We start from the raw sequence: 21561 nt of genomic DNA, 5'->3' as shown, positions 1-21561 counted from the left end.
GGCCTCTTCGCGAGCAGGCTCGCTCCCACAGGAAATCTCATTCCAGTGTGGGAGCGAGCCTGCTCGCGAAGGCCGCGCCTCGGTCTAGAGCGAATTCCACAACGAATCAAAATCCTCCTCACCTCCGCCATTCTGCGCAGGATCCAGCGAGCGGTAGGCGAACTGGTTGAAGCTGTGCGTACTCGCCACCCGCCGATCCAGCCCGGCGCGGTGTTCTTCGCCCTGGGTGTTGATCAACACCTTGTTGCCTTCCTGGAACGGCAGGCGCGGCGCAAGCACGGTGGCCGGCACATCGATCGCACTGATCTCCGGCAACAGCAAACCGCGCAGATAATGGCTGTGATCGTCCTTGGAACGAACCAGTTGCAGCCCGCACGGCTGCGCGTGTGGCGCAACCAGTTCAATGCCCATCTGCGTGCCGCTGCCGCGCACCTGACGGATCCAGCGAATCACCGCAATGCTCCAGCCTTTGCTCTCGCTGTCCTGAATGCCGAGCATTTCCCCGGCCTGCAATTCCGCCGGCACCTCGCTCGGCCAGGCCAGGCAATAGCCGCCGGGGCTATGGTTGATCACAGGCAAGGCGTAAGTCGGATAATTCGGCGCGTTGCCGGGGCCTTCATCCTCGCTCAGCTGGTCGTACTGGATTTCCTCGTACGGCAACAGCTCATCGTTACTTTGCGGGGCAGCGTCGAACGCCTGACTCCAGCTGTCCTTTTCGCCGTTGGCCACGACGCTGCTGAAATTTGCCGCGCGGGCACCGGGATGTTTGAGCAACTCGCTGAAGGTGCGCTCGCCGCCGAGGTAGAAGTGCAGGGCGCTCATGCCGACGCACACGGTCAATGTGCCCTGGCCGGCGCTGCGCTGAAAACTGCGTTCGGCAGCCTGGCCCCAGGTCGCGTGCAGATGTTGCAGGGTATCGATGCTGAGACCGGCGGAAACAGGCAGGGGGGGCAAAGTCGGCTGCTGCAGCAGGTGCGTTTCGAGCTGCTTGACCAAGGGCTGCGGGTCGAAGCCCAGGAGCGCGCTCTGTTGTTCACTGCGAAACATCTTGCGGTAGCGTGGACCAACATCCAGTTCCGGGCTGATGGCGAACAAGCCGTCGTCGGCGCGGCCGGGGTGCAGCGTGAGCAGGGCGCTCCACGGCTCGATCACCTCGGCCAGGCGAGCAATCTGGCTCTGGCGTAATTGATTGCAACGGGCACTGCCCAATAGCAGTGCGGCGATGTAGGTCTGTTCGACGCTCAATTCGCTGGTCAAAAACGCCAGATCATCGCGCAGCCGCCGTTGTTGCAGCTGTAATTGCGCAGCGCTGCGATACAGCTGATGCAATTCCAACCACACGTGTTCCGGCGGTGAACTGTACAGCTGCGTGGCGCGCACCAGTTGCGCCTTGAGGGCATGCGCCGCGCGTTGCAAGGCGGTGCTGACCAATGTCGCGCGATCCTTGCCGTATTTGGGCAGGATGCGCAGAGTGATCTGTTTATAGCCGATGGCCAACTGACTCTGCAGCGCCTGACACAGGTTGCTGACTTTGCGCGAACGCTCGTCGAGCATGATCGCCTGATGCAGAAAATGCCGTTCCAGATGCTGGCAGACGAAATACACCTCGGGCCGCAGCAGCTCAAGCAATTGCAGGCGATTGTCGCTGGGGGTGAGCAACAGGTTCAGTTCGCCGAGGCCTTGAAAGAGCAGGCGGGCGGTTTCGCCGATGTTGGCCTTGGGCAGGCCGGCGATCCAGCGCTTGAGGTCGCGCGGGCTGGCGTCGCAGAACGACAGGCGCGTTTGCGTGGGAGTCGGAGCGCGCAGCTTGGGAGAAAAGTTGGTCTGGCTCATGAGCAAAACCATAGCAGCAAATGCCGCGGTTTGCGGAAGCAGCCTCGGCTGCTTCCGCGAACAGAGTCACGCTTTTGGCAGTGCCAGACCTTGGCCCATCTGCACGGGTGAACCGGCCACCAGCTCTTCGGCCCACTTCACCTGATCCGGGCCAAACAGCACGATCGCCGTCGAACCGAGCTTGAAGCGCCCAAGTTCCGCGCCTTTTTCCAGATGAATCGGTGCGCGTGCGGCTTCGTCGTAGCGGAAGGTTTTCAGCTCGCGCTTCGGTGGCGTGACCAGACCGGCCCACACGGTTTCGATCGAAGCGACAATCATCGCACCGACCAGCACCACGGCCATCGGCCCGCGTTCTGTATCGAAAATGCACGCCACGCGCTCGTTGCGGGCGAACAGCTCCGGGACGTTTTCGGCAGTGGTCTGGTTCACCGAAAAAAGGCGGCCCGGGATGTAGACCATTTCGCGCAGGGTGCCGGCCAGCGGCATGTGCACGCGGTGGTAGTCCTTAGGCGACAGGTAAATGGTAGCGAAGTCGCCGCCCATGAACGGCGCTGCGTTGGCCGCATCCCCGCCGAGCAACTCCAGCACGCTGAAGCTGTGGCCCTTGGCCTGGAACACACGACCGTGCTCGATCGGGCCGAGCTGGCTGACCGCACCGTCGGCCGGGCTGAGGATTGCGCCCGGGGTCTCGTCCAGTGGACGCGCGCCGTCTTTCAGGGCACGCGTGAAGAAGGCGTTGAAGTGCTCGTAAGCGGTCAGGTCTTCGACCAGCGCTTGCGACATGTCCACTTGATAACGCTTGGCAAACCATTGGGTGAAGGCATTCTTGAACCAGCGCACGCGGCATTCGGCGATGCAGCCGGCCAGGCGCGACAGCAGGTGATGCGGCAGCAGGTACTGGCTGAGGATAAACAGACGCTCTTTCATTAGTTGTCCTTAAAAACCTTAAATCTCGACTGGCGTGTCAGGGTGGTTGCCCCATTCGCCCCAGGAACCGGCGTAGCCCTTGACCCGCGGATAACCGAGGGCTTTGGCCACCAGATAAGTGAAGCCCGACCGGTGATGGGTCTGGCAGTGGGTAATGATTTCCTTGTCCTTGGTGATCCCGAGGTTTTCGAGGATCTGCGGCATGTCGCTGCGGATACGCAACTGACGCGTCTGGTCCATGCCGGCAGTCCATTCGAAATTGACCGCACCGGGGATGTGGCCACCCTTGGCGGCGAGGACTTTCTCGCCGGAATATTCCAGCGGCCCGCGCGCATCCCAGATCGCCAGATCGGCGGCACCGAGACGGCTTTGCAGGTATTCGCGGGTGGCGGTCGGTTCGTCGTGCAGGGTCAGCGACACTGGGCCACCGACGGCAGCCGGCACCTGAATCGACATGGGCATGCCGTCCGCCAGCCAGGCCGGCAGACCACCGTCTATATAGTGGTACTTGTCGTGGCCAATGACATCGAGCAGCCAGATGAAACGCCCGGCCCAGCCGCCGCCTTCATCGTCATACACGACGTAGACCGCATCTTCGCGATGACCGAACTCACCAAACAACGCTTCCAGATCGGCCTTCGCCGGCATCAGCCCCGGCGCCGGTGGCTGGCCGAGCTGGGTGCGTTTCGGGTCGACAAAACGTGCGCCGGGCAAGTGACCTTCGGCATACCGGGCAGGGCTGGTCAGGTCCACCAGAATCAGTTCCGGGGACTCCAGACGCGGCAGCAGGTCGCTCGGCTCGATGACAAGCGGCAAGCCAGAGAAGTCAGACATGTGAGGTCTCCAGAGCACAAAGGGGAGGATTGTAGCGCAGGCTCATTGGCCACGGCTGCTAAAGCTGTGCAGGGCTTTTTCGATGCACTGCGCGGTTTTGCCGAAGGCTTGTACGGTGATGTCGGCGAACGGCCCGCCGCCCTGATCGGCAACGACGATCATGATCACCCGACCATTGTTGACCAATGAACGCAGAAACAGATGTTCGCCACGAAACAGCGTGCGCAGGCTCGCCGGTAACAAGGCCGAGAATTGTGCGTTGTTCTCCGGCGTGATCCGCACCTGCGCCTGCTGAGCGAGCAGGCGTTGCAGGACTTTGCTCTGGCTGACGACAAAACTCAGCGCCGCCGCATCCTTCGGCAAACCGGCGGTCTGGTGTACGCGCAGGGTCGAGTGCGTGCGGTCGGCCATCAGAATTATCACCCGGCGCATGCCGCTGGCCACCAGTGCCTCGCGGGCGGCGACGGTCAGGCTCATGGCATTGGTGAAGCGGCTGGGCTCGGCGAGCAGTTCGGCGCATTGCCGACGCCATTGGCCCAGATCATCCGCATTCGGCGCTGCGGCCGGGAGCATGCCGGCCGGCAAGCGACGAGTGCCCCACGGCCAGATCAGCGAAACCGCCGGGTGCCACAGATCAGGCATCGCATGCTGACGCGCGCTGTTCGCCGCTTGCTGGTGCAACTGTTGCTGCACTTCGTCCATGGAAATCTGCAGATAGAGACTGGTCAGGTACTGCCAGCGCTTGCTGTGCGGACTGTCCCAGGCCTGTTGCGCCGACAGCGCCAGCCCATTGGCCAGCAGCACGGTATTCGCCGGCTGGTTGAGCCAGCGGCGCAATGTCGGGTCATCGTCGAGGCGATTCTGCTGGCGCAGCGGGTGTTCACTGTCGCGGGCGATGCGCAGCACTTTGACCAGTTCGCGTTGTTCGCTGAGCAGCAATTTGTAGCCTTGCTCGACCCAGATCGGCAGATGCCAGGCGTGGACCAGTGCCTCGGCGATCTTCAACAGGCGCACGCCGAACAATTGCTTTTCGACCACACGTGCCGACTCGCCCTTGTGGATCACGCGCAGTTCCCACTCCTCGAGCAACTGCGGATACGTCAGTGCCAAGGGCCACAGCGGCGACAAAAACAGCAAGCTGCCCCAATGAATGTCCTGCCACAGCCGCGCGAGGCGACTGGCAAAAAAACCGTTGGCCTGTTGTGTCGCGTGTTGGCTGATCAGTTGCAATTGGCGCAAACCCTTGGGGATTTGCCGGTGCGGTTCGGCGGGCAGGCGCGCGAGCAATTCTTCGGTGCGGGCAAGGCCCAGGCGATTGATTGCCACCTCAAGATTTTCCGCCGGCGCGGCCATGGTGCCGTGGGTGTGACGATTCGCCTCACGGATGACGCTCAAGGCCAGCGCCGGGCTGTCCTGCATCAGATCGGCGATGTCGCGCAGCGAGCTGCGATTGTCGCGGATCGCCCGGCAGACTTTGTCGTGAGCCTCTTGTGGTACGGGCAGGCGGACGCTGTCGAGCAGCTTGACCCAAGCCTGGAGCGTGGTCGGTATTACCGATGGAATGTTCGTTTCATTAGCCATGTCTGGACGAGATCTTCACTGACTGTAGACGCGCCCGGCATGGGCTAAATTGGCTTTTCGCCTGAACTGGCTATAGTCTGGCGCAGTTTTGCCGATAAGTAGAAGAAGAGATTTTTTAACTTCCGAATATGACCTTGAACCCGACTTAAACAAGTACCTTCTACCTATGGCTAAAATTATCGGCATCATCGTCGTATTCGCGAGCGTGCTCGGCGGATACGTGCTCTCCCACGGCAAGATTGCCGCTCTGATCCAGCCCTTCGAGGTGATGATCATCGGCGGTGCGGCCCTCGGCGCATTTCTCCAGGCCAACCCCGGTTACATGACGATGCACGTGCTCAAGAAATCCCTGAGCATGTTCGGTTCGCGCTTCACCCACACCTTCTACCTGGAAGTGCTCGGGCTGATCTACGAAATCCTCAACAAGAGCCGCCGTGAAGGCATGATGGCGATCGAAGGCGACATCGAAGATGCCGCCGCGAGCCCGATCTTCGCCAAGTACCCGGCGGTGCTCAAGGATGAACGCATGACCGCGTTCGTCTGCGATTACCTACGCATCATGTCCTCCGGCAACATGGCTCCGCACGAACTGGAGGGCCTGTTCGACATGGAACTGTACAGCCTCAAGGAAGACCTCGAGCACCCATCGCACGCAGTCAACGGCATCGCCGACGGCATGCCCGGTTTCGGTATCGTTGCGGCGGTACTCGGTATCGTGGTGACCATGGCCTCGCTGGGCGAGGGCGACCAGGCGTCGATCGGTCTGCACGTGGGTGCGGCACTGGTCGGTACCTTCTTCGGTATTCTCGCGGCATACGGTTTCTTCGGTCCGCTGGCGCATTCCCTGGCCCACGATGCCAAGGAAGAGCTCAACGTCTACGAAGCCATCAAGGCCTCGCTGGTGGCTTCGGCGTCCGGCATGCCGCCGTCGCTGGCGGTCGAGTTCGGGCGCAAGGTTCTGTACCCGGCGCACCGTCCAAGCTTCGCCGAGCTGGAACAAGCGGTTCGCGGTCGCTAAGTCATGGAAAATAATCAGCCGATCATCGTCAAGCGCGTCAAGCGCATTGCCGCCGGGCACCACGGCGGGGCGTGGAAAATCGCCTTCGCCGACTTTGCCACGGCGATGATGGCGTTCTTCCTCGTGCTGTGGCTGCTGTCCACCGCTACGCCGGAACAGAAGATCGCCATCGCCGGTTATTTCAAGGACCCGGTCGGCTTCTCCGAAAGCGGCACGCCGTACATCATCGACTTGGGTGGCACGCCGACCCTGGCGCCGGAAAACACCCTCAACCCGGAAGTGAAGTCGCAGCCGCAACCGGACAAGGTCACGGTCGACACCGATCAGGTTGAAGGCATGGCCGAGCAAGTCGAGAAGGAGCGTCTCGAGCTGCTGTTGCAAGAACTGCAGAACAAGGTCGACGAGAACCCGCAACTGCAGAAGTTCAAGGATCAGATCCTCTTCGAAATCACCCCGAACGGCTTGCGCATCCAGATCATGGACGCCGAGAATCGGCCGATGTTCGACTCCGGTTCCGCACGCCTGAAACCGTACTTCGAGGACATCCTGCTGGCCATGGCCGACACCATCAAAGCGGTGCCGAACAAGATCAGCATCAGCGGCCACACCGACGCCAAGCCGTACATTGGCACTGGCGACTACGGCAACTGGGAGCTCTCGGCCAACCGCGCCAATGCGGCTCGCCGTGCCCTGGTCGCGGGCAGCTATCCGGATGCGCAGGTGGCGCGGGTGGTCGGTTATGCCTCGTCGGCGTTGTTCGACCGGGAAAATCCGTTCAACCCGGTCAACCGCCGGATCGACATCGTCGTACTGACCAAGAAAGCCCAGGCCGCCATCGAAGGTGCGCAGGGGCCTGAGGCAGCGAAACCGGCGGATCAGGGGCAGAACGGTGCTGCTCCGGCAGCCCCGGTTGATCCGAATGCGTTGCCGGCGGACAAACAGCCGGTGCCGGCTCACGAGCTGCGCGAGCGGTTGAATCTGTTTGACGATGCGGCGCCGAAACCGGCTGAGCCGGGTGGGGCGGCGCCTGCGCCTGCGCCGAAGCAGTAAGTGAAAAAAAGCCGACAGTGATGTCGGCTTTTTTGTGGCTATCACAGGCCGGCACAGTCTCAGAATCCCCGACGAATCCGGTTCTTCAGCTGTTCATGAAACATCTCTGCATCGCGCTTGTAAGCCCCTTTGACCGATTCGCTGATCGAATCCAGCGCCATCGACCGCTTGTTCGACACCTCATCCCGATACGCATCGATAAAGAAATCCAGATCGCTGGCCGTGCTCAGCTTCGGCCATTTGTCCAGATAGATCGGCAGTTGCGCAGGTCCGGTCTTGAACGTACAGATCCGCCGATTGCTGATCGTCGCCTCGCCAATTTCGAACGGCACCCACCACGACAGTGCAGTTGTCTCCGACACCACCGCCAGCAGATGCGTGCACTCGGTGATGTTGCGGGTAATGACTCCGGTGATGTCGTCGGTGGTCTGCGATTCCGGATCCAGTACGTCGAGGTAAGTCCTGATCTTCGCCTGGGTCAGGCGGGTGTTGATGGCGATCGCATGGGCGCGATCCATGTGGCGGTAGCTGATGAAGACAGGCATCAGAAATGTCCTTTGAGGGCGAGTTCGCGGTAATAGGCGCCGAGTGCCGTCAGGCGGCAGCCGGTGGAGTTGAGGGCGGCGTAGTACATGTGCTCGGCGTCGACCGGCTCGATCAGGCTGTGGCGGTTGCACTTCTGCAACTGGGCGAAGACCTCGCCGTGCTCAGGCACGAACTCCTTTTCGGTGGGCTCATGGCTGGGGTCGAGCGGGTAGACCGATTCGGCTTCGGCAAACCAGTCGGGCAATTTGCGCAGGATCTCCTTGGGGATCAGCGGCGAGACTTCGCGCAGGGAAATGAACTGCGACACATTGGTCTTGAACACCGGACGCTGTTCCCAGGCGCCGAGGGCGTTGTCGACAAAGGAATACAGACTGCCGGGGGTGATTTTGCCGAGGATATTCGCCGCGCCGCCGTGCAACGCTTGCAGGAGCAAGCCGGTGAACACGCCGTGCTGCGCGCCCTCCAGCGCCGGCTCGGTTTTTTTGCAGGCGGTGAGGATCGTCATACCCTCGCTGACCATGCTGCTCTCGCTGCGCAAGGCGCGCACTTCGCCGGCCGAACCGCTTTCGCAGCAGTCGAGGATAATCACTTTGTTTTTGATCCGCGTGGCCTTGTCCGCCCAGTTGAGGATGTCGCTGATGCGGATGCCGTCCTTGGCGTTGCGGTAGTCCTGGGGTATCAGCATGCCTTCGTCAGTGTCGGCGTCGAAACCGCCATGGCCGGCGAAATACAGCAGGGCGACGTTGCAGTCACCGGAAAACAACTCGCGGATCTGATCTTCGAGTTTTTGCCGGCTCAAATAATCCTCGGCGGACGTCAACACGACATTCTTGAAGTTGGGGTCGCCGTTGGCATTGGTTTTCAGCACCGAAGCCATGGCCATGGCGTCGTTGCAACAGCCGCTCAGGCCGCCGATATGCGTGTAATCGTTGATGCCGATGAACAGTGCCTTGCGCATGGTCACCCCACCGTGTGCAGGCGGATCGCGCCGACGATGCTGTGGGCACTGCACGCGTGGATGTAGCGAGACGAATGGCGGATGAATAAAACACAGGTTGGCATGGCTTTCCTCGAAGGTCGCTGTGAGCGAAGGAGGAAAGGAATGTAGGCCGCTGGCTCAGGCCTACAAGGTCTGCGCGGCAAAACAGAAAGGTCCTGCAAGCAGTCGCGCAAGTGCCTACAGAAGAGGCTGACGTTTAAGAGGAGAGAGGTGAGTCAGATGCAGTCCGACAGCCGGCAACCCATGGCACAGGGCTGCCGGCGCGACTGTTTAATAACCGTTTTCGGGCAGGCTGGCGATGATCGAGCGATAGCTGTTCATCCGTTGCTGCTGGATGCGGCCATCTTCGAGCGCCTTGAGCAGCGCGCAACCCGGTTCGCGGTCGTGCTTGCAGTCGCGGAAACGGCAAGTGCCGAGCAGGTCATCGAACTCGATGAAACCGGCTTCGACATCGGCGCGGCTGACGTGGCCCAGACCGAATTCACGGATGCCCGGGGAGTCGATCAGTTCGCCGCCGCCAGGGAAGTGGAACAGGCGCGCGGTGGTGGTGGTGTGCGTGCCCTGACCGGACAATTCCGACAACGGCCCGACGCGGGTTTCGACTTCCGGCAGCAGGCTGTTGACCAGCGACGACTTGCCGACGCCGGACTGGCCTACGAACACGCTGATGCGCCCGTCGAGCTGCTTTTGCAGCTGTTCCATGCCATCGCCGTGGTGAGCCGAGACTTCCAGCACCGGATAACCCAGCGTGCGGTACACCGCCAGCAACGCGTTCAGCGCCGGGGCGTTCTGCTCGTCGATCAGGTCGAATTTGTTCAGCAGCAGAAGCGGGCGGATACCGGCATGTTCGGCGGCGACCAGATAGCGGTCGATCAGGTTGGCGTGAGGCTCGGGCAGCGGCGCGAAAACGATGACGATCATGTCGACGTTGGCGGCAACCGGCTTGAGCTGGCCACGACTGTCGGGGCGGCACAGTTCGGTGCTGCGCGGCAGTTGCGCGACGATCACGCCAATGCCTTGGTTGCCGGCGCGCCAGACCACTTTGTCGCCAGTGACCAGCGCTGGCAGGTTGGCGCGCAAGTGGCAACGGAACACTTGACCGGCGAGTTCGCCGTCGACGGCTTCGACTTCGACCTGCACGCCGAAGTGGGCGATCACCAGGCCGTGTTGCTCTGGGCCAAGGTCGCCGCCTTCGAGGGCTTCGACCGCCGAGGACTCGCGTTTGGCGGCGCGTGCGGCGCGCTCGCCCTGGATCTTTTCGATGCGCCAGTTTTGACGACGATTGAGTTGGCGTTTGGCCATGGGTGTTCCGTCTGAAGAATGCAGCGATTAGGTAAAACGGCCGCGAGTTTAGCACGCCCGGCCACCGGCCTAGGCTAAACTGCGCAGCATTGCCTAGGAGCCCGAATATGCAAAATCCGCAGAACCTGATCTGGATCGACCTGGAAATGACCGGTCTGGACCCGGACAACGATGTCATCATCGAAATGGCCACTATCGTTACCGATAGTGAGCTGAACACATTGGCTGAAGGTCCGGTGATTGCCATCCACCATAGCGACGAAGTGCTCGCGCGCATGGACGAGTGGAATACCCGCACCCACGGCAACTCCGGTCTGACCCAGCGTGTGCGCGACAGCCGCATCAGCATGGCTGAGGCAGAAGCTGAGACCATCGCCTTTCTGGAAAAGTGGGTGCCGAAGGGCAAGTCGCCGATCTGCGGCAATAGCATCTGCCAGGATCGTCGCTTCCTTTATACCCACATGAAGGCGCTGGAAAGCTACTTCCACTATCGCAACCTCGACGTCTCCACGCTCAAGGAACTGGCCGCGCGCTGGGCTCCGGATGTGCGCGACAGCTTCAAGAAGGGCAGCACCCACCTGGCTTTGGATGACATCCGCGAATCGATCGCCGAGCTGCAGCATTACCGCAAGCACTTCATCAAGTTCTGAGGGAGCGGCTTTCCGCCTTCGCGAGCCTGCTCGCGAGAGGCGCGCCCTCTTCTGGTGCGGGGCCGAAATGGCTAGACTGCGCGCCTTCCTGCCTGGACTGCCATCATGTTGCTGATGCTATATCTGATCGCCATTACCGCCGAAGCCATGACTGGCGCGCTGTCCGCCGGACGACGAGGCATGGACTGGTTCGGCGTGGTGCTGATCGCCTGCATCACCGCGCTCGGTGGCGGTTCGGTGCGCGACGTGTTGCTCGGGCACTACCCGCTGACTTGGGTCAAACACCCGGAATATCTGGTGCTGACCTCGGTGGCGGCGATGTTTACGGTGTTTGCCGCACGCTGGATGCGTCACCTGCGCTCGCTGTTTCTGGTGCTCGACGCGGTGGGGCTGGTGGCATTTACCTTGATCGGTTGCATGACAGCGCTGGAAATGGGCCACGGCATGCTGGTGGCCTCGGTCAGCGGCGTCATCACCGGTGTGTTCGGCGGCATCCTGCGCGACATTTTCTGCAATGACATTCCGCTGATATTTCGCCGCGAACTTTATGCCAGTGTTTCATTCGCTGCGGCATGGTGCTACATGTTTTGTCTTTATATAAATGTGCCGGGCGAACAAGCCATCCTGATCACTTTGTTTGGCGGGTTTCTGTTACGTCTGCTGGCCATCCGTTTCCATTGGGAAATGCCGAAGTTCGTCTATAACGACGAACATTGATCATTCTTGCGTTGGTGTATTGGAGGCTGGTTTAAAGGCGTATGAGTTGCCGGCGGCTGGTGCGCGCATATTTCTTACACTTTTCACTTTGATATTTTCTCGGTGGGTATGTAACTTTTTTTGCTGACATGTTTTCGATGTCACTATCAAGTTATATTCTCACAGAGGAGCTGTATTATGAGTGAAAGCATGGATGCTACAGGTAATCAACAAAACACTTCGCCCGTTCTTGTGGGGTTGTCCAGTCTGAAGGTCAAGTTTGACGCCAGTGATAACACTCAAAGCAGGGCACTTTTTGCTAATGGCCGGATGCAAGTCAAAGTTCAGGTGCTGGTTGCCGGAGTAGACGCCGACGGCAACGCTGTGCATGTACCGGAAGATGTAATGGAAAGCATCCAGCTTATTCATTACGCGACCGGCAAGACCTTGCGCGATGGTTGGGTCGCGAGCGCAGTCCAAGGCCGGTTTACGCGTGAGGCACGGCCTGCACCGGATGCCTTGGACAGGCACGATGATGATCTTGAGAATGACAGCGTACATCCACAGGTGCGTACGTTCTGGGTTTCCTCGTCGAGTGCCGGAACGACTGAGGTCGGTGCGCGCCTGTCTCTCAACGGGGAGAGGATTTTGAGCAACGGAACCACCTCTGTCAGTGTTCATTACAGCAGCGTGACTCTGGAGGCTGAAAAGCCTGCGACATATGGAGTCTTCCAGTTGTATCAGAACAGGATTGGTAATGAGTCGCCTGGTAATCGTATCTGGAAGTACCATCTGGGGCTGTACCCGGACGGGAAGCAAATCCGCCTGGTCGATTGGATGGTCGAGGGGGCTGAAGAGGGCGAAAACCTCGATTTTGCGGGCGGGAACAGGCTTAACGAAATCAAAACCAATTATATGAAGTGCATTTTCGTCCGTCCCGAAAAAACCAGTGTGACCGTCACCTTGCCTGATAGGGGTGATCCGTTTGTATATGCTTTCACCGGCGATGCGCAAACATGGAATCACAAGCATTACAAAGTAAATACGCAAAGCGACGGAGAACTCACTATTGTGCAGGCGTTATCCGAATACTCGGAAAATACCGGTGCGCAAAAATATGGAAGTGTCCTCTACTTTATCGCTATCGATGAATATGGTACCGGGCATAAGTTGGCGATTCGCGTGAGTTTTTATGAGCGCAATTTGTCTCTTCAGCGAGGCTGAGTTTCATCATCCATTGATGCAATGTCTTGGGATGTAGTAGCTGTATATGCGTTTGGCATCGCGGCTGCAGATAAGCTGCCATGTTCGATGATCAGGCATATGCACGAAAGTGCTTTATCTGATGTCTTGCGCTGGCCCGCAGCGATGTGTGGCCAGCGTCACCACTCCTCAAGGATGAGCATTCATGACTGGCAAACCGCCGAAAATCAAACCTGTATCTGCCCCAACCAGACCCATCGAGTCCAGCGGGGATGGCCTGCCCCGGGCTCTGAACCCGTCTTCGACAATGCCGCATTCGACTGTTGCACATCATCAGGGACCCTTGCCTTCGCTATCTTCTTCAGATTCGCTTGCAGTGATGCCTGTCATCAGTGTGAGCACGAGGCCGAAATATTCCACGATCGACGAGTTCGCAAGTGTGTCCGCAAGGAATTCGCTGGAGAACTACTGGATACCCACGCAAGAGCGTCTCGACGAGACCGATGCATGGGGCATCGCAATCATGAAGCAGCGTCAGTATGTTGCCGTCGCTGACAATCACATCGTACAAGTGGTCCGAGACCCCGAGAGCGGCCTGTTTCGCGCCACACATGCCAGAGAACTGCATCCTTCCGGTCCGCTGTTGAGGCCTGACAGCGAGGGCCATTTGTGGCATCCGCTGGATGATCCTGAGTCGGCCAATCCAGTTGCAACTGTCTTTACCGGACGAAATCGCACGACAGAGCTTCCCGGCACGGAGTATTCAATAAAGGATTTCCCTCCACTGATGACCCAACGCATATTTGCCGTGAGCGGCGTCGACGCGATGATGGCGCACAGGTCCGACATTCATCCCGCTTCGCTGGCATTGCTGCAGGACACTGCGAGGCGCTTCGCCCTCGATCAAAAGATCCGTCAGTTCATCACCCAAGTGCAACATTCCGATCCGACCGTGCGTGCGCAAGCCGATTCACAACTGCAGGCTTTGTTAACGCTACAGGCAACTGATCTGAGCGAGCGCGTTATCGAACAGTCCCGCGCTTTGCTCTTTGAGCAGAGCGAGCGGGCGTTCGAACTCGATTGCGATGACAATACGTTGCAGATGCGACGGATTTTTCCTCATCTGCCCAAGACGATTGCTCAGGCGTTGTGGCGAGAAGCCAGTGCCGCCGACCACAGGCATTTGCGCCTGCGGCCGGGAATGCCGAGGCACATGGCAGAAAAAACGCTGGTGGCGCTACGCGAGGTGCGTCTCGCCAGGGCGTGCGAAGGAATCTATCTGGATGCGGTAGCCAGCCTGGACACTGACCAACTGGCTTTGCAGATGCTCGGGCAGCTTGATCAGTGGCCGCGACAGATTCGTATCGAGATTCGTCTGCAAGCGTCAGAGGGTGAGTCATTGAGTGCTATTGGCGATGCTCGATCGCCAGTGCGGCACATATTGATTCGTCAGCATGAAGGCTACGTTATCCAACGCAGCGGCATCGCGTCCCCCCAGGATCGGATGGATCTGTATGCCGCCGTCTGGCGCCTTTTACTGCCCGGGCAGCGCCAGTTGCTCGGTGTAGCGCAGGGCGGTGGTGCGGCTCTGCGGCAACTGGTACGCGCACAGCCATTGCCGTCGCGCCAACGCGTGAGCGAATTGTTGGGACTGGCACCGGTGCAGGTAACGGCTGTTCCGGCCAGCGCCCAATACGCGCAAGCGGGGCTGCGAGGCGGCGGCGATGTCAACCCGATGTTGACAGGATCCGTTGTGGAACGTGTCCGTAGCCTCTATCCGCAACTTGATGACAAGGAGTTGGCCGCGTTCGTTTCCGAGCGCCTGGGATCTGAGCCGTCCACAGTTTTAGCGCGCCTGGAGACAGACCTCGCAATATTGCGCAATGAATTGGCGATCTGGAGTGCGGAAGGATTATCGACCCAAGCGGACTCTTCGCAGGACGCAATGCAGATCGCAGAACAGCGCCCGGCTCGCGAGCAATTTAGCGCAAAACTGCAAGATATCTGGCGACGCAAGTCGGTTTCGAGATGGGGTTACGGTGACTATCATTTTTCCCATCATGTCGATTTTACTGGTGAGTTACCAAGATTATCCGCCAGGTTCGACTATGTAACAGAGTTGATATTGACTGTAGAAACACCAGGCGCACGCATCGGCGCTTTTTTTGACAGTTTTCCCAATGTTCAATATTTGATGGTCACTGGCATAAAAATGGAGGACTTCCCGTCAGGGATATTCCAAATGCGCCAGTTGCGTCAACTGGTGCTGGACGATTGCTCGCTTGAATTATCTGAAGCGACGGCTGAAGGTGTGTCCAGGATCGAGACGCTCACTTTGTTGAATCTGGCCAACAACCCTCTGACAGTTGCTCCGCATGTAGGCTTCATGACAGGTTTAACCGAGTTGATGCTATATAACGCCAATCTCTCCAGCCTACCCTCCGGCATAGACAGGCTGGGAGATCTTCGGGTCGTGGCGTTACAGGATAATAATATCTCAGACGTAGGGGGCGATTTGTTCGATATTCCGGATACTCAAGATCTATATGTTGGTTTATTGAACAATCCGCTGAGTGACGAGTCGATGCGGCGGATTAATCAATATCTTGAAAATTCCAGTATGGACCGGAAAGTGGAAATCCAAACGGAAGAAACAGTTTCAGACGTTGATTCCGATAGTGAGTCATCGGAGAGCGGATTTTCGACAGGTCCAGATAGCGACTGAGTGTTGTCGAAAGTAACGGATCGATCACGCTGCCAACATGATTTGGCAAACATAAGCTACTCGCTGACTCCCCTTCCGGTTCGGGTTGATTGAATTCGGAAGGGGTAACAGGCCTTCGTGGGCCAGAATCATAGGGGCGAAAGGCTTAGTGTTGAATCTCGTAACATGCAGATCGCATTTTTTGAAGTTATTAGCATCTGTGTGAATTATTAAAGATGATGTTGAAAGTTTGCTTTTTCACAAAATGTCAAATGTTGCGGCTGTTTATATTTAAATTCGACGTTAATACTTTGCCGAGCCCTTGAAGGGCGAAATATATTAATCGGCTGAGGTGTTATCAGATGTTTGATGAGCAAGTTGGTATTTCCCGTATCGAGGTAAAGCTCGACGCCACAAATCATGGCCAGCACAAAGTGCTTTATGCCAACGGTCGCATGCAGGTGCGTGTATTGGTGCTTCTGCACGGTATCGATAACAATGGCGACGGGGTATCGCTGCATGGACATCCTGCATTGCCGTCATTGCGGCTGATTGCCTACAACGGTGCTCGGCCTCTGGAGGGAGACTGGAGTGTTTCGATTCAGGAAAATCGTTACGCTCACGAAATGTCGGGTGGTGCAACGCGCCTGACAGAACTCCCTCGGGTCAGTGACAACCAGATAAGCAACGCCGCAGATCCGGTACAGATTTTCCAGTTCTGGGTCTCGGCTTCCCGACCTGGAATTATGGAAGTGGCTGCCGAGATCTCCTTGAATGGCGTGGTATTGCGAAGTAATGGGGTTGGTTTCGACAGCAGTGTTACGCTGGAGGCGATTCCTCCGAAAAAATACAATCAGAACAGTTTCTCTCTTTATAAGTACGGTACTTTCAGCGAAAGAGTGTACGAGGAGCGCATTCAGTATTTTCATCTCGGGCTTCACGCTGACGGTCGCCAGATCAACATTCTTGACTGGTATAGCACCGATATAAGACTTAATCCGTATGATGCTGAGGACGCGGTAATGGTGTACTCGTCAGGCACGATAAACCACTACAGTGGTGGCGGCAGGAGTTTTTATGGCTATCTGGCGCCAATCTATGGGCGATCGGCTTCGGTCAATACGCCTCTTGGTTTTATTACTTTCCCGATTAACGATGTGTCTGGTGTATTGACGCTGGTGCAGCGCACGACTCTACAGGCGGAGGAGAAGCCGGCGACGAGAGGTGCGTTCGAATTCGCCGTGATTGATGAGTTCGGTACGGAGCACTGGCTTGCTATCAAAGGTGATACAGAACAGCGAACTTTTATTCTGGATGAGTCGAAACGGTCAACAAAACAATTTGCCTGATTTCATTTGCGTGATTCAGCGAATTTTCGTTGGCCAGCTTGACCTGTTTAAATTTGCACCTGGAATAAAGGATATTTTTCTATGGAAAGTAATTCATCTTCCGCTGTTCACTCCAACGCTTTCAACTTCGGTGAATTTGTTTCCGGGGGCGTTGATCCGCGCACGGGCATGTACACCTGCGCATTTTCGCTTGGCAAGTTGCACTCGGCGGATCTCAATGGTCCGGAGCTTGCGCTTTCAGTGGGCTTTAATCCGCTCAATCAGGCGGATAGTGGTTTCGGCGTTGGCTGGTCTTTGACACTGACCAATTATGACTTGCGCAGCAACGTGATGACCTTGTCCAACGGTGAGCGCTACAAGGCTGTCGAGACGCCTACCGGCCTTAAGTTCAAGGAAATGAAACTGCAAACGGCGAAAGTGTCAGTCGCTGGAGCAGGGCGCTATGAAGTTCGATACAAGGATGGCCGGCGTGAACTGCTCAAAGTCCTGGCCGGCACTCAGGTCGCCGTCGCGGAAAAAATAATAGCGGCGAACGGTGTGAGCATTACCCTGAAGCATGAGTTGTTCAACCAGTTTCCCCGATTGGCCGAAGTCCGTGATGCCAAGCGCTGCCTGTTGAAAATCACCCGCGCGGCAGGTCAGGTGACGCTGTCCCGGCATCCCGACACTACTTCCAGTTCCAACTACAAGCTGATCTTGAAGAACTCTCGAGTGACGGCCATCGAGCTGCCGGTTGGTAAGGGTTGGGACCTTGAGTATGAAGTCATCGCCGGGGCCAGCTATGTTCATCGCATCGTCAATCCGCTGCGCGGGGTCGAAATCATTCGCTACAAGCGGCACGGCCACAGCTTCATCAGCGGTGTGGAACGGACACTGCCGTTTGTGATTGCTCACGATGTCTACCCTGGGCGCAGCCAGCCCCGACTGTGCAAGACTTACACGTACTCCGACCATAACTTCCTTGGGCAGGGCCTCCTTCCTGCCAAGGATAGTGACCTGGATCCTCTCTATCTGGCGCCCGGCCACTACGTCTACACCTCGGACGAGCACTTGCTGGTCAGCGGCAAAGTACATACCCGCATCAAACGCACCTACAACAAATTCCATCTGTTGGTGGCTGAGGTTACAACCTGCGGTGACGCCCAGATCGCCACCACCACGGAATATCACTGTTCCGTTACCAAGCCATTCAGTGAGCAGGTGGCTCAGTTCCGCATGCCTAAAGTCCACACGGTGACGTACCTCGATCGGCGTACTCAACAGCAGCGTGTGGAAACCACCGTCACGGAGTTCGATGACGAAGGTAACTTGCTCAAGCAGGTCGAGCCCACAGGGGTGACGACGACCACGGAATTTTATCCGGCCAGTGGTGGAGATAACTGCCCAGAGGATCCGCTGGGCTTTTCCAGATTCCCGAAAAAAAGGACGGTGACTGCTGCCGCATCCGATGGTGCTTCGACAGTCACCTACTACGACTACGCGCTGCATCCGGCGCTGGACGGTGCGGAACTGGCATCCGTGTTACCGGTCGAGGAGCGTTTTTGTGAAGTGTTGGAAGGCGTTGAGGTATTGCGTTCGAAAACCGCACGCAGTTATTTGAATACGCCCGAGGATCCACTCAAGCATGGAGCCACGAAAGAGCAGAGTGTCATCCTGAATGAAAAAAAAACCGCTATCGAATTTTCCTATGAGCTTGAGGGTGACAGTTTGCGAGTCAGGTCCAGCACGCGCGGATTTGACGGCACGCTGCAGACCAGTGAGAAAGTGCTGTCGACGCTGACCGGATTACAGGTCTCTGAAGTCGGTGTCGATGGCGAGCACATCGAGCATGAGTACGACGCAATCGGTCGGGCAGTGGGCAAAACGGTTGCTGGCGGCACCCCATATGCGGCCGTTACCCGGTGGACCTATCTGGCTGCCAGCAAACAGCATCCGGCGACAATGGTGACCACGGATCCTGCTGGCGGCGAGCAAAAAGTGACTTATGACGGGATGGAACGGGTGATCACCGTTCATGAAAAGGACTGCGACCATCCCGACAAGGACGGTCTGATTCAGACACGCACGCTTTATTCTGCGCTGCATGATTCGGTCGGCCACAAGGTGAAAGTGACGCTGACTGATTGGCGTGATGGCAAGCCTTATCCGGTCAGCACCGGCTACGAATTCGATTCCTGGGGCCAGGTCAGCAAGACGCTGCACGATGATGGACGTATCGAACACAGCGAGGCGGACCCGGTTCTTCGCCGGCAGACCCATTGGCTCCAGGGGATGGGCAAGACGATCACCCTCGTCAATGATTTCGGTAAACCGCTGAGTGTCGAGAGCTTCAATCTGAAGAACAAAAGTCTCGGCAAAACCGTGTACACCTATGACGGCTACGGGCGCACAACCAGTCAGACAGGCCCTGTCGGCAATACCAGCCGATATGAGTACGACGTTTTTGACCGGATAACCCGCAGTGTCCTGCCCGACGCCACTGCGGTCGTGACCGACTACGCCGGGCACAGTGATGAAGGTCTGCCGATCAACATCAAGGTCGCTGACAAAGTGTTGGGGCAGCAAACTTATGACGGTCTGGGTCGCTTGATCCGAAGTACCGTTGGCGGACGTAAGTCCGAGGCAGGTTATGAAGCGGGCTTCACCCAGCCGCAGTGGTACAGGAGTGCTGATGGCAAAAAAACCGAATTCACTTATTTGCGGGAACTGGGCGGCCTGCTGACTGAGCGCAAGGCAGGGGATCTGGTCACGACCATGACGTATGACCCCCTCAGTGGCAATCCCTTGACCTGTACCGAAAACGGCAGAGAGCGCAATTTCGCCTATCACCCCTCCGGGCGTGTGAAAACCGAAACGACGACCCTCGGCGCTATCACCAAAGCAACCTCCAGTACCTGGTCCCTGCAGGGGCGACCGATCGCCCATGTCGATGTGCTCGGAGTCGAAAGCACATCCGAATACGATAAGCACGGCCGCCTGCTATCCACCTCTCAAGGCTCGCTTAAAACCGAATTCCACTACGACGCGCAGACGGGGATGCTGGACTGGACGAAAACCGAAGAAACGTCAATCAAGCGTCAAATGCTCACCCGGTTTGCCTATGACGATATCGGGCGTGAAACCCGCCGAACATTCGAGATTCAGGGGCAGCCAGACCAGACCCTGGAATCGACTTACACGCTGGCTGGCAAGCTGGCGCAGAAAGTGTCCAGACGTGGCACTCAAGTGTTACGTGATGAACAGTTCACCTACGATGTGCGCGGGCGCTTGATCCAGTACGACTGTGCCGGCACGCAAAAGCCGCGCGATCCGTATGGCAAGGAAATTATCCGCCAGACATTCACCTTCGATGCATTGGATAACATCCTCACCGTGCAGACGAAGTTCCCGCTGGGGGTGAATCTGACCACCTTCAGTTACGACAATCCTGATCCTGCACAGCTCAGCGCCGTCAAACATTCCCACGTCGACTATCCCTCGGCAGTGACGCTGGAATACGACGCCAACGGCAGGATGATCAAGGACGACCAGGCGCGAACGCTGGCCTATGACGCGTTCGGACGTCTCGAGCAGTTGTCCAGCGCAGGGGGATCAGTGATTCGTGGCTACCATTACGACGGTTTCGACGATCTGGTGGAGCTGTCGCAAGCCGAAAAAGCAATTGTGCAGCGTTACTACTACGCAGGCCGGGTTGCCAACGAGGTGAGTGGTGAAAGTTCAACCAGTGTTGTGCGTCACGGTGGAGCGCTCGTGGGGCAACAGCAATCGGGGTTGAACCCCGACGCGCAGCTATACGCCACCGATCAGCAGCAAAGTGTGCTGGCAACGCTGGGCAAGGAGCAGCTCACCGATTGCGCCTACAGCCCTTATGGGCATCGTCCCGCCGAAGGTGGATTGTTCAGCGTGGCAGGGTTCAACGGCGAACAGCTGGATCCGGTTACCGGGCTGTATCTGCTGGGCAACGGTTACAGGGCTTATAGTCCGACACTGATGCGCTTTCTCGCCCCCGACAGCATGAGTCCATTTGGCGCGGGCGGATTGAATGCCTACAGTTATTGCCTGGGCGACCCTGTCAATCGTGTCGACCCTACCGGGCATATCTCCTGGCAATCGATCCTGGGCATCGGCCTCAGTTTTCTCGGAATTGTTGCCAGCGTGGTGACGATGGGCGCGGCGACGCCATGGGCAGTGGCGGCATTGGGGCTGGCGGTTGCTTCAGGCCTGGCGGGTATTGCCAGCGAGGTGGTCAATGAACTCGCACCGGGTTCTCAAGCGGGCGAGATATTGGGCTGGATCAGTTTTGGTCTTGGGCTGGCTTCGGTGGGGGCAGGGCTGGCAGCTGGTGCCAAAGCGGGCATCAATGCTGGCAGGAAACTGGCTGGCGCCTTCAAGCAGGGCCTGAGTAGTAAAGGCTCCAAAGCAGCGGGTCAAGAGATGGCCCGAGGCATGATCAAGGGTAAGGGAAACAAGGCGGCGGCCAAGGCGAAGGCGAAGGCCAGCGCGGCCGTTCAGGAAGAGGCCGAGAAACCATGGTCACTCGTCAGGGTCGACCCCAAAAAGAACATCCTTGAGAAAGAGGGCCTTACCGGCTTGCTTGAAAAGGCCGAAACTTTCATGCAGCACATTGAGGCGGGTAACTCCCCGACGTCTTCTGCAGCGCTGATTCATGCCAAATACACGCCCATGCATGGTCCATCCGGCTCAGCATCAAAGCCGATGCATCTTTATCTGTCGCAAGGAGACCGAATATATATGACCGAAAACGCCAAGGAGCGGATCGCGGTCATCAACCAGCTGGGTGGTCATTTAAAGGAAAAAAAGTAAGTCGGAGCACGCAACGAAACGATACAAGGCGAAAGCAGGAACAC

At 57.9% G+C, this 21561-nt stretch carries 15 protein-coding genes; 8 read left to right on the top strand and 7 right to left on the bottom strand.

The window, feature by feature from the left end:
* Nucleotides 1-84 precede the first annotated feature (84 nt).
* From J2Y39_RS19290 to J2Y39_RS19275, 4 genes are all read right to left on the bottom strand, one after another.
* Entirely contained in the window at nucleotides 85-1833 is a 1749-nt protein-coding gene (locus J2Y39_RS19290) for a molecular chaperone (protein ID WP_310219220.1), read from the bottom strand.
* Between the two features lie 66 nt (nucleotides 1834-1899).
* The gene (gene asd, locus J2Y39_RS19285; RefSeq protein WP_310219218.1) at nucleotides 1900-2760 is read right to left on the bottom strand and encodes an archaetidylserine decarboxylase; all 861 of its coding nucleotides are present in this window, start codon (nucleotides 2758-2760) and stop codon (nucleotides 1900-1902) included.
* Nucleotides 2761-2778: 18 nt separating this feature from the next.
* On the bottom strand, nucleotides 2779-3594 hold the full coding sequence (gene rhdA / locus J2Y39_RS19280; RefSeq protein WP_310219217.1) for a thiosulfate sulfurtransferase: 816 nt from the start codon (nucleotides 3592-3594) through the stop codon (nucleotides 2779-2781).
* A 42-nt stretch (nucleotides 3595-3636) separates the two neighbouring features.
* Nucleotides 3637-5175 carry an HDOD domain-containing protein gene (locus J2Y39_RS19275; RefSeq protein ID WP_310219215.1) on the bottom strand — a complete coding sequence of 513 codons (1539 nt, stop codon included), beginning with the start codon at nucleotides 5173-5175 and terminating at the stop codon, nucleotides 3637-3639.
* 166 nt (nucleotides 5176-5341) lie between these two features.
* On the opposite strand from J2Y39_RS19275, the gene motA reads away from it, so the two are divergent.
* Nucleotides 5342-6193 (top strand): flagellar motor stator protein MotA, encoded by an 852-nt coding sequence (gene motA / locus J2Y39_RS19270; protein ID WP_024011357.1) that lies wholly within the window; start codon nucleotides 5342-5344, stop codon nucleotides 6191-6193.
* Between the two features lie 3 nt (nucleotides 6194-6196).
* Nucleotides 6197-7243 carry a flagellar motor protein MotB gene (gene motB, locus J2Y39_RS19265; RefSeq protein WP_041480740.1) on the top strand — a complete coding sequence of 349 codons (1047 nt, stop codon included), beginning with the start codon at nucleotides 6197-6199 and terminating at the stop codon, nucleotides 7241-7243.
* Nucleotides 7244-7302: 59 nt separating this feature from the next.
* Here motB and J2Y39_RS19260 read toward each other — a convergent pair whose 3' ends face one another.
* The 3 genes from J2Y39_RS19260 to rsgA form a co-directional block, all read right to left on the bottom strand.
* Entirely contained in the window at nucleotides 7303-7788 is a 486-nt protein-coding gene (locus J2Y39_RS19260; RefSeq protein ID WP_041480739.1) for a toll/interleukin-1 receptor domain-containing protein, read from the bottom strand.
* Nucleotides 7788-8747, bottom strand: a complete 960-nt coding sequence (locus tag J2Y39_RS19255) for a caspase family protein (RefSeq protein ID WP_310219213.1) — start codon at nucleotides 8745-8747, stop codon at nucleotides 7788-7790. The genes J2Y39_RS19260 and J2Y39_RS19255 overlap by 1 nt, the downstream gene beginning before the upstream one ends.
* Before the next feature lie 312 nt (nucleotides 8748-9059).
* Entirely contained in the window at nucleotides 9060-10091 is a 1032-nt protein-coding gene (gene rsgA, locus J2Y39_RS19250; RefSeq protein ID WP_024011360.1) for a small ribosomal subunit biogenesis GTPase RsgA, read from the bottom strand.
* A 107-nt stretch (nucleotides 10092-10198) separates the two neighbouring features.
* Between rsgA and orn the strand changes: the two genes are divergently transcribed.
* The 6 genes from orn (at nucleotide 10199) to J2Y39_RS19220 (ending at nucleotide 21517) form a co-directional block, all read left to right on the top strand.
* Nucleotides 10199-10741, top strand: a complete 543-nt coding sequence (orn, locus tag J2Y39_RS19245) for an oligoribonuclease (RefSeq protein ID WP_016771957.1) — start codon at nucleotides 10199-10201, stop codon at nucleotides 10739-10741.
* 102 nt (nucleotides 10742-10843) lie between these two features.
* Nucleotides 10844-11458 (top strand): trimeric intracellular cation channel family protein, encoded by a 615-nt coding sequence (locus J2Y39_RS19240; RefSeq protein ID WP_177342722.1) that lies wholly within the window; start codon nucleotides 10844-10846, stop codon nucleotides 11456-11458.
* Between the two features lie 177 nt (nucleotides 11459-11635).
* Nucleotides 11636-12661 (top strand): hypothetical protein, encoded by a 1026-nt coding sequence (locus tag J2Y39_RS19235; RefSeq protein ID WP_236168139.1) that lies wholly within the window; start codon nucleotides 11636-11638, stop codon nucleotides 12659-12661.
* Nucleotides 12662-12845: 184 nt separating this feature from the next.
* Complete coding sequence (locus J2Y39_RS19230; RefSeq protein ID WP_236168138.1) at nucleotides 12846-15365, top strand: hypothetical protein; 2520 nt, start codon at nucleotides 12846-12848, stop codon at nucleotides 15363-15365.
* A 341-nt stretch (nucleotides 15366-15706) separates the two neighbouring features.
* Nucleotides 15707-16693 carry a hypothetical protein gene (locus J2Y39_RS19225; RefSeq protein ID WP_236168137.1) on the top strand — a complete coding sequence of 329 codons (987 nt, stop codon included), beginning with the start codon at nucleotides 15707-15709 and terminating at the stop codon, nucleotides 16691-16693.
* 81 nt (nucleotides 16694-16774) lie between these two features.
* Entirely contained in the window at nucleotides 16775-21517 is a 4743-nt protein-coding gene (locus J2Y39_RS19220) for an RHS repeat-associated core domain-containing protein (protein WP_310219210.1), read from the top strand.
* The last annotated feature ends 44 nt before the right edge of the window (nucleotides 21518-21561 follow it).

Source organism: Pseudomonas sp. 2957 (assembly GCF_031456345.1).
GTDB classification, from domain to species: domain Bacteria; phylum Pseudomonadota; class Gammaproteobacteria; order Pseudomonadales; family Pseudomonadaceae; genus Aquipseudomonas; species Aquipseudomonas siliginis.
This window is presented reverse-complemented; position numbering and strand designations above follow the sequence as displayed.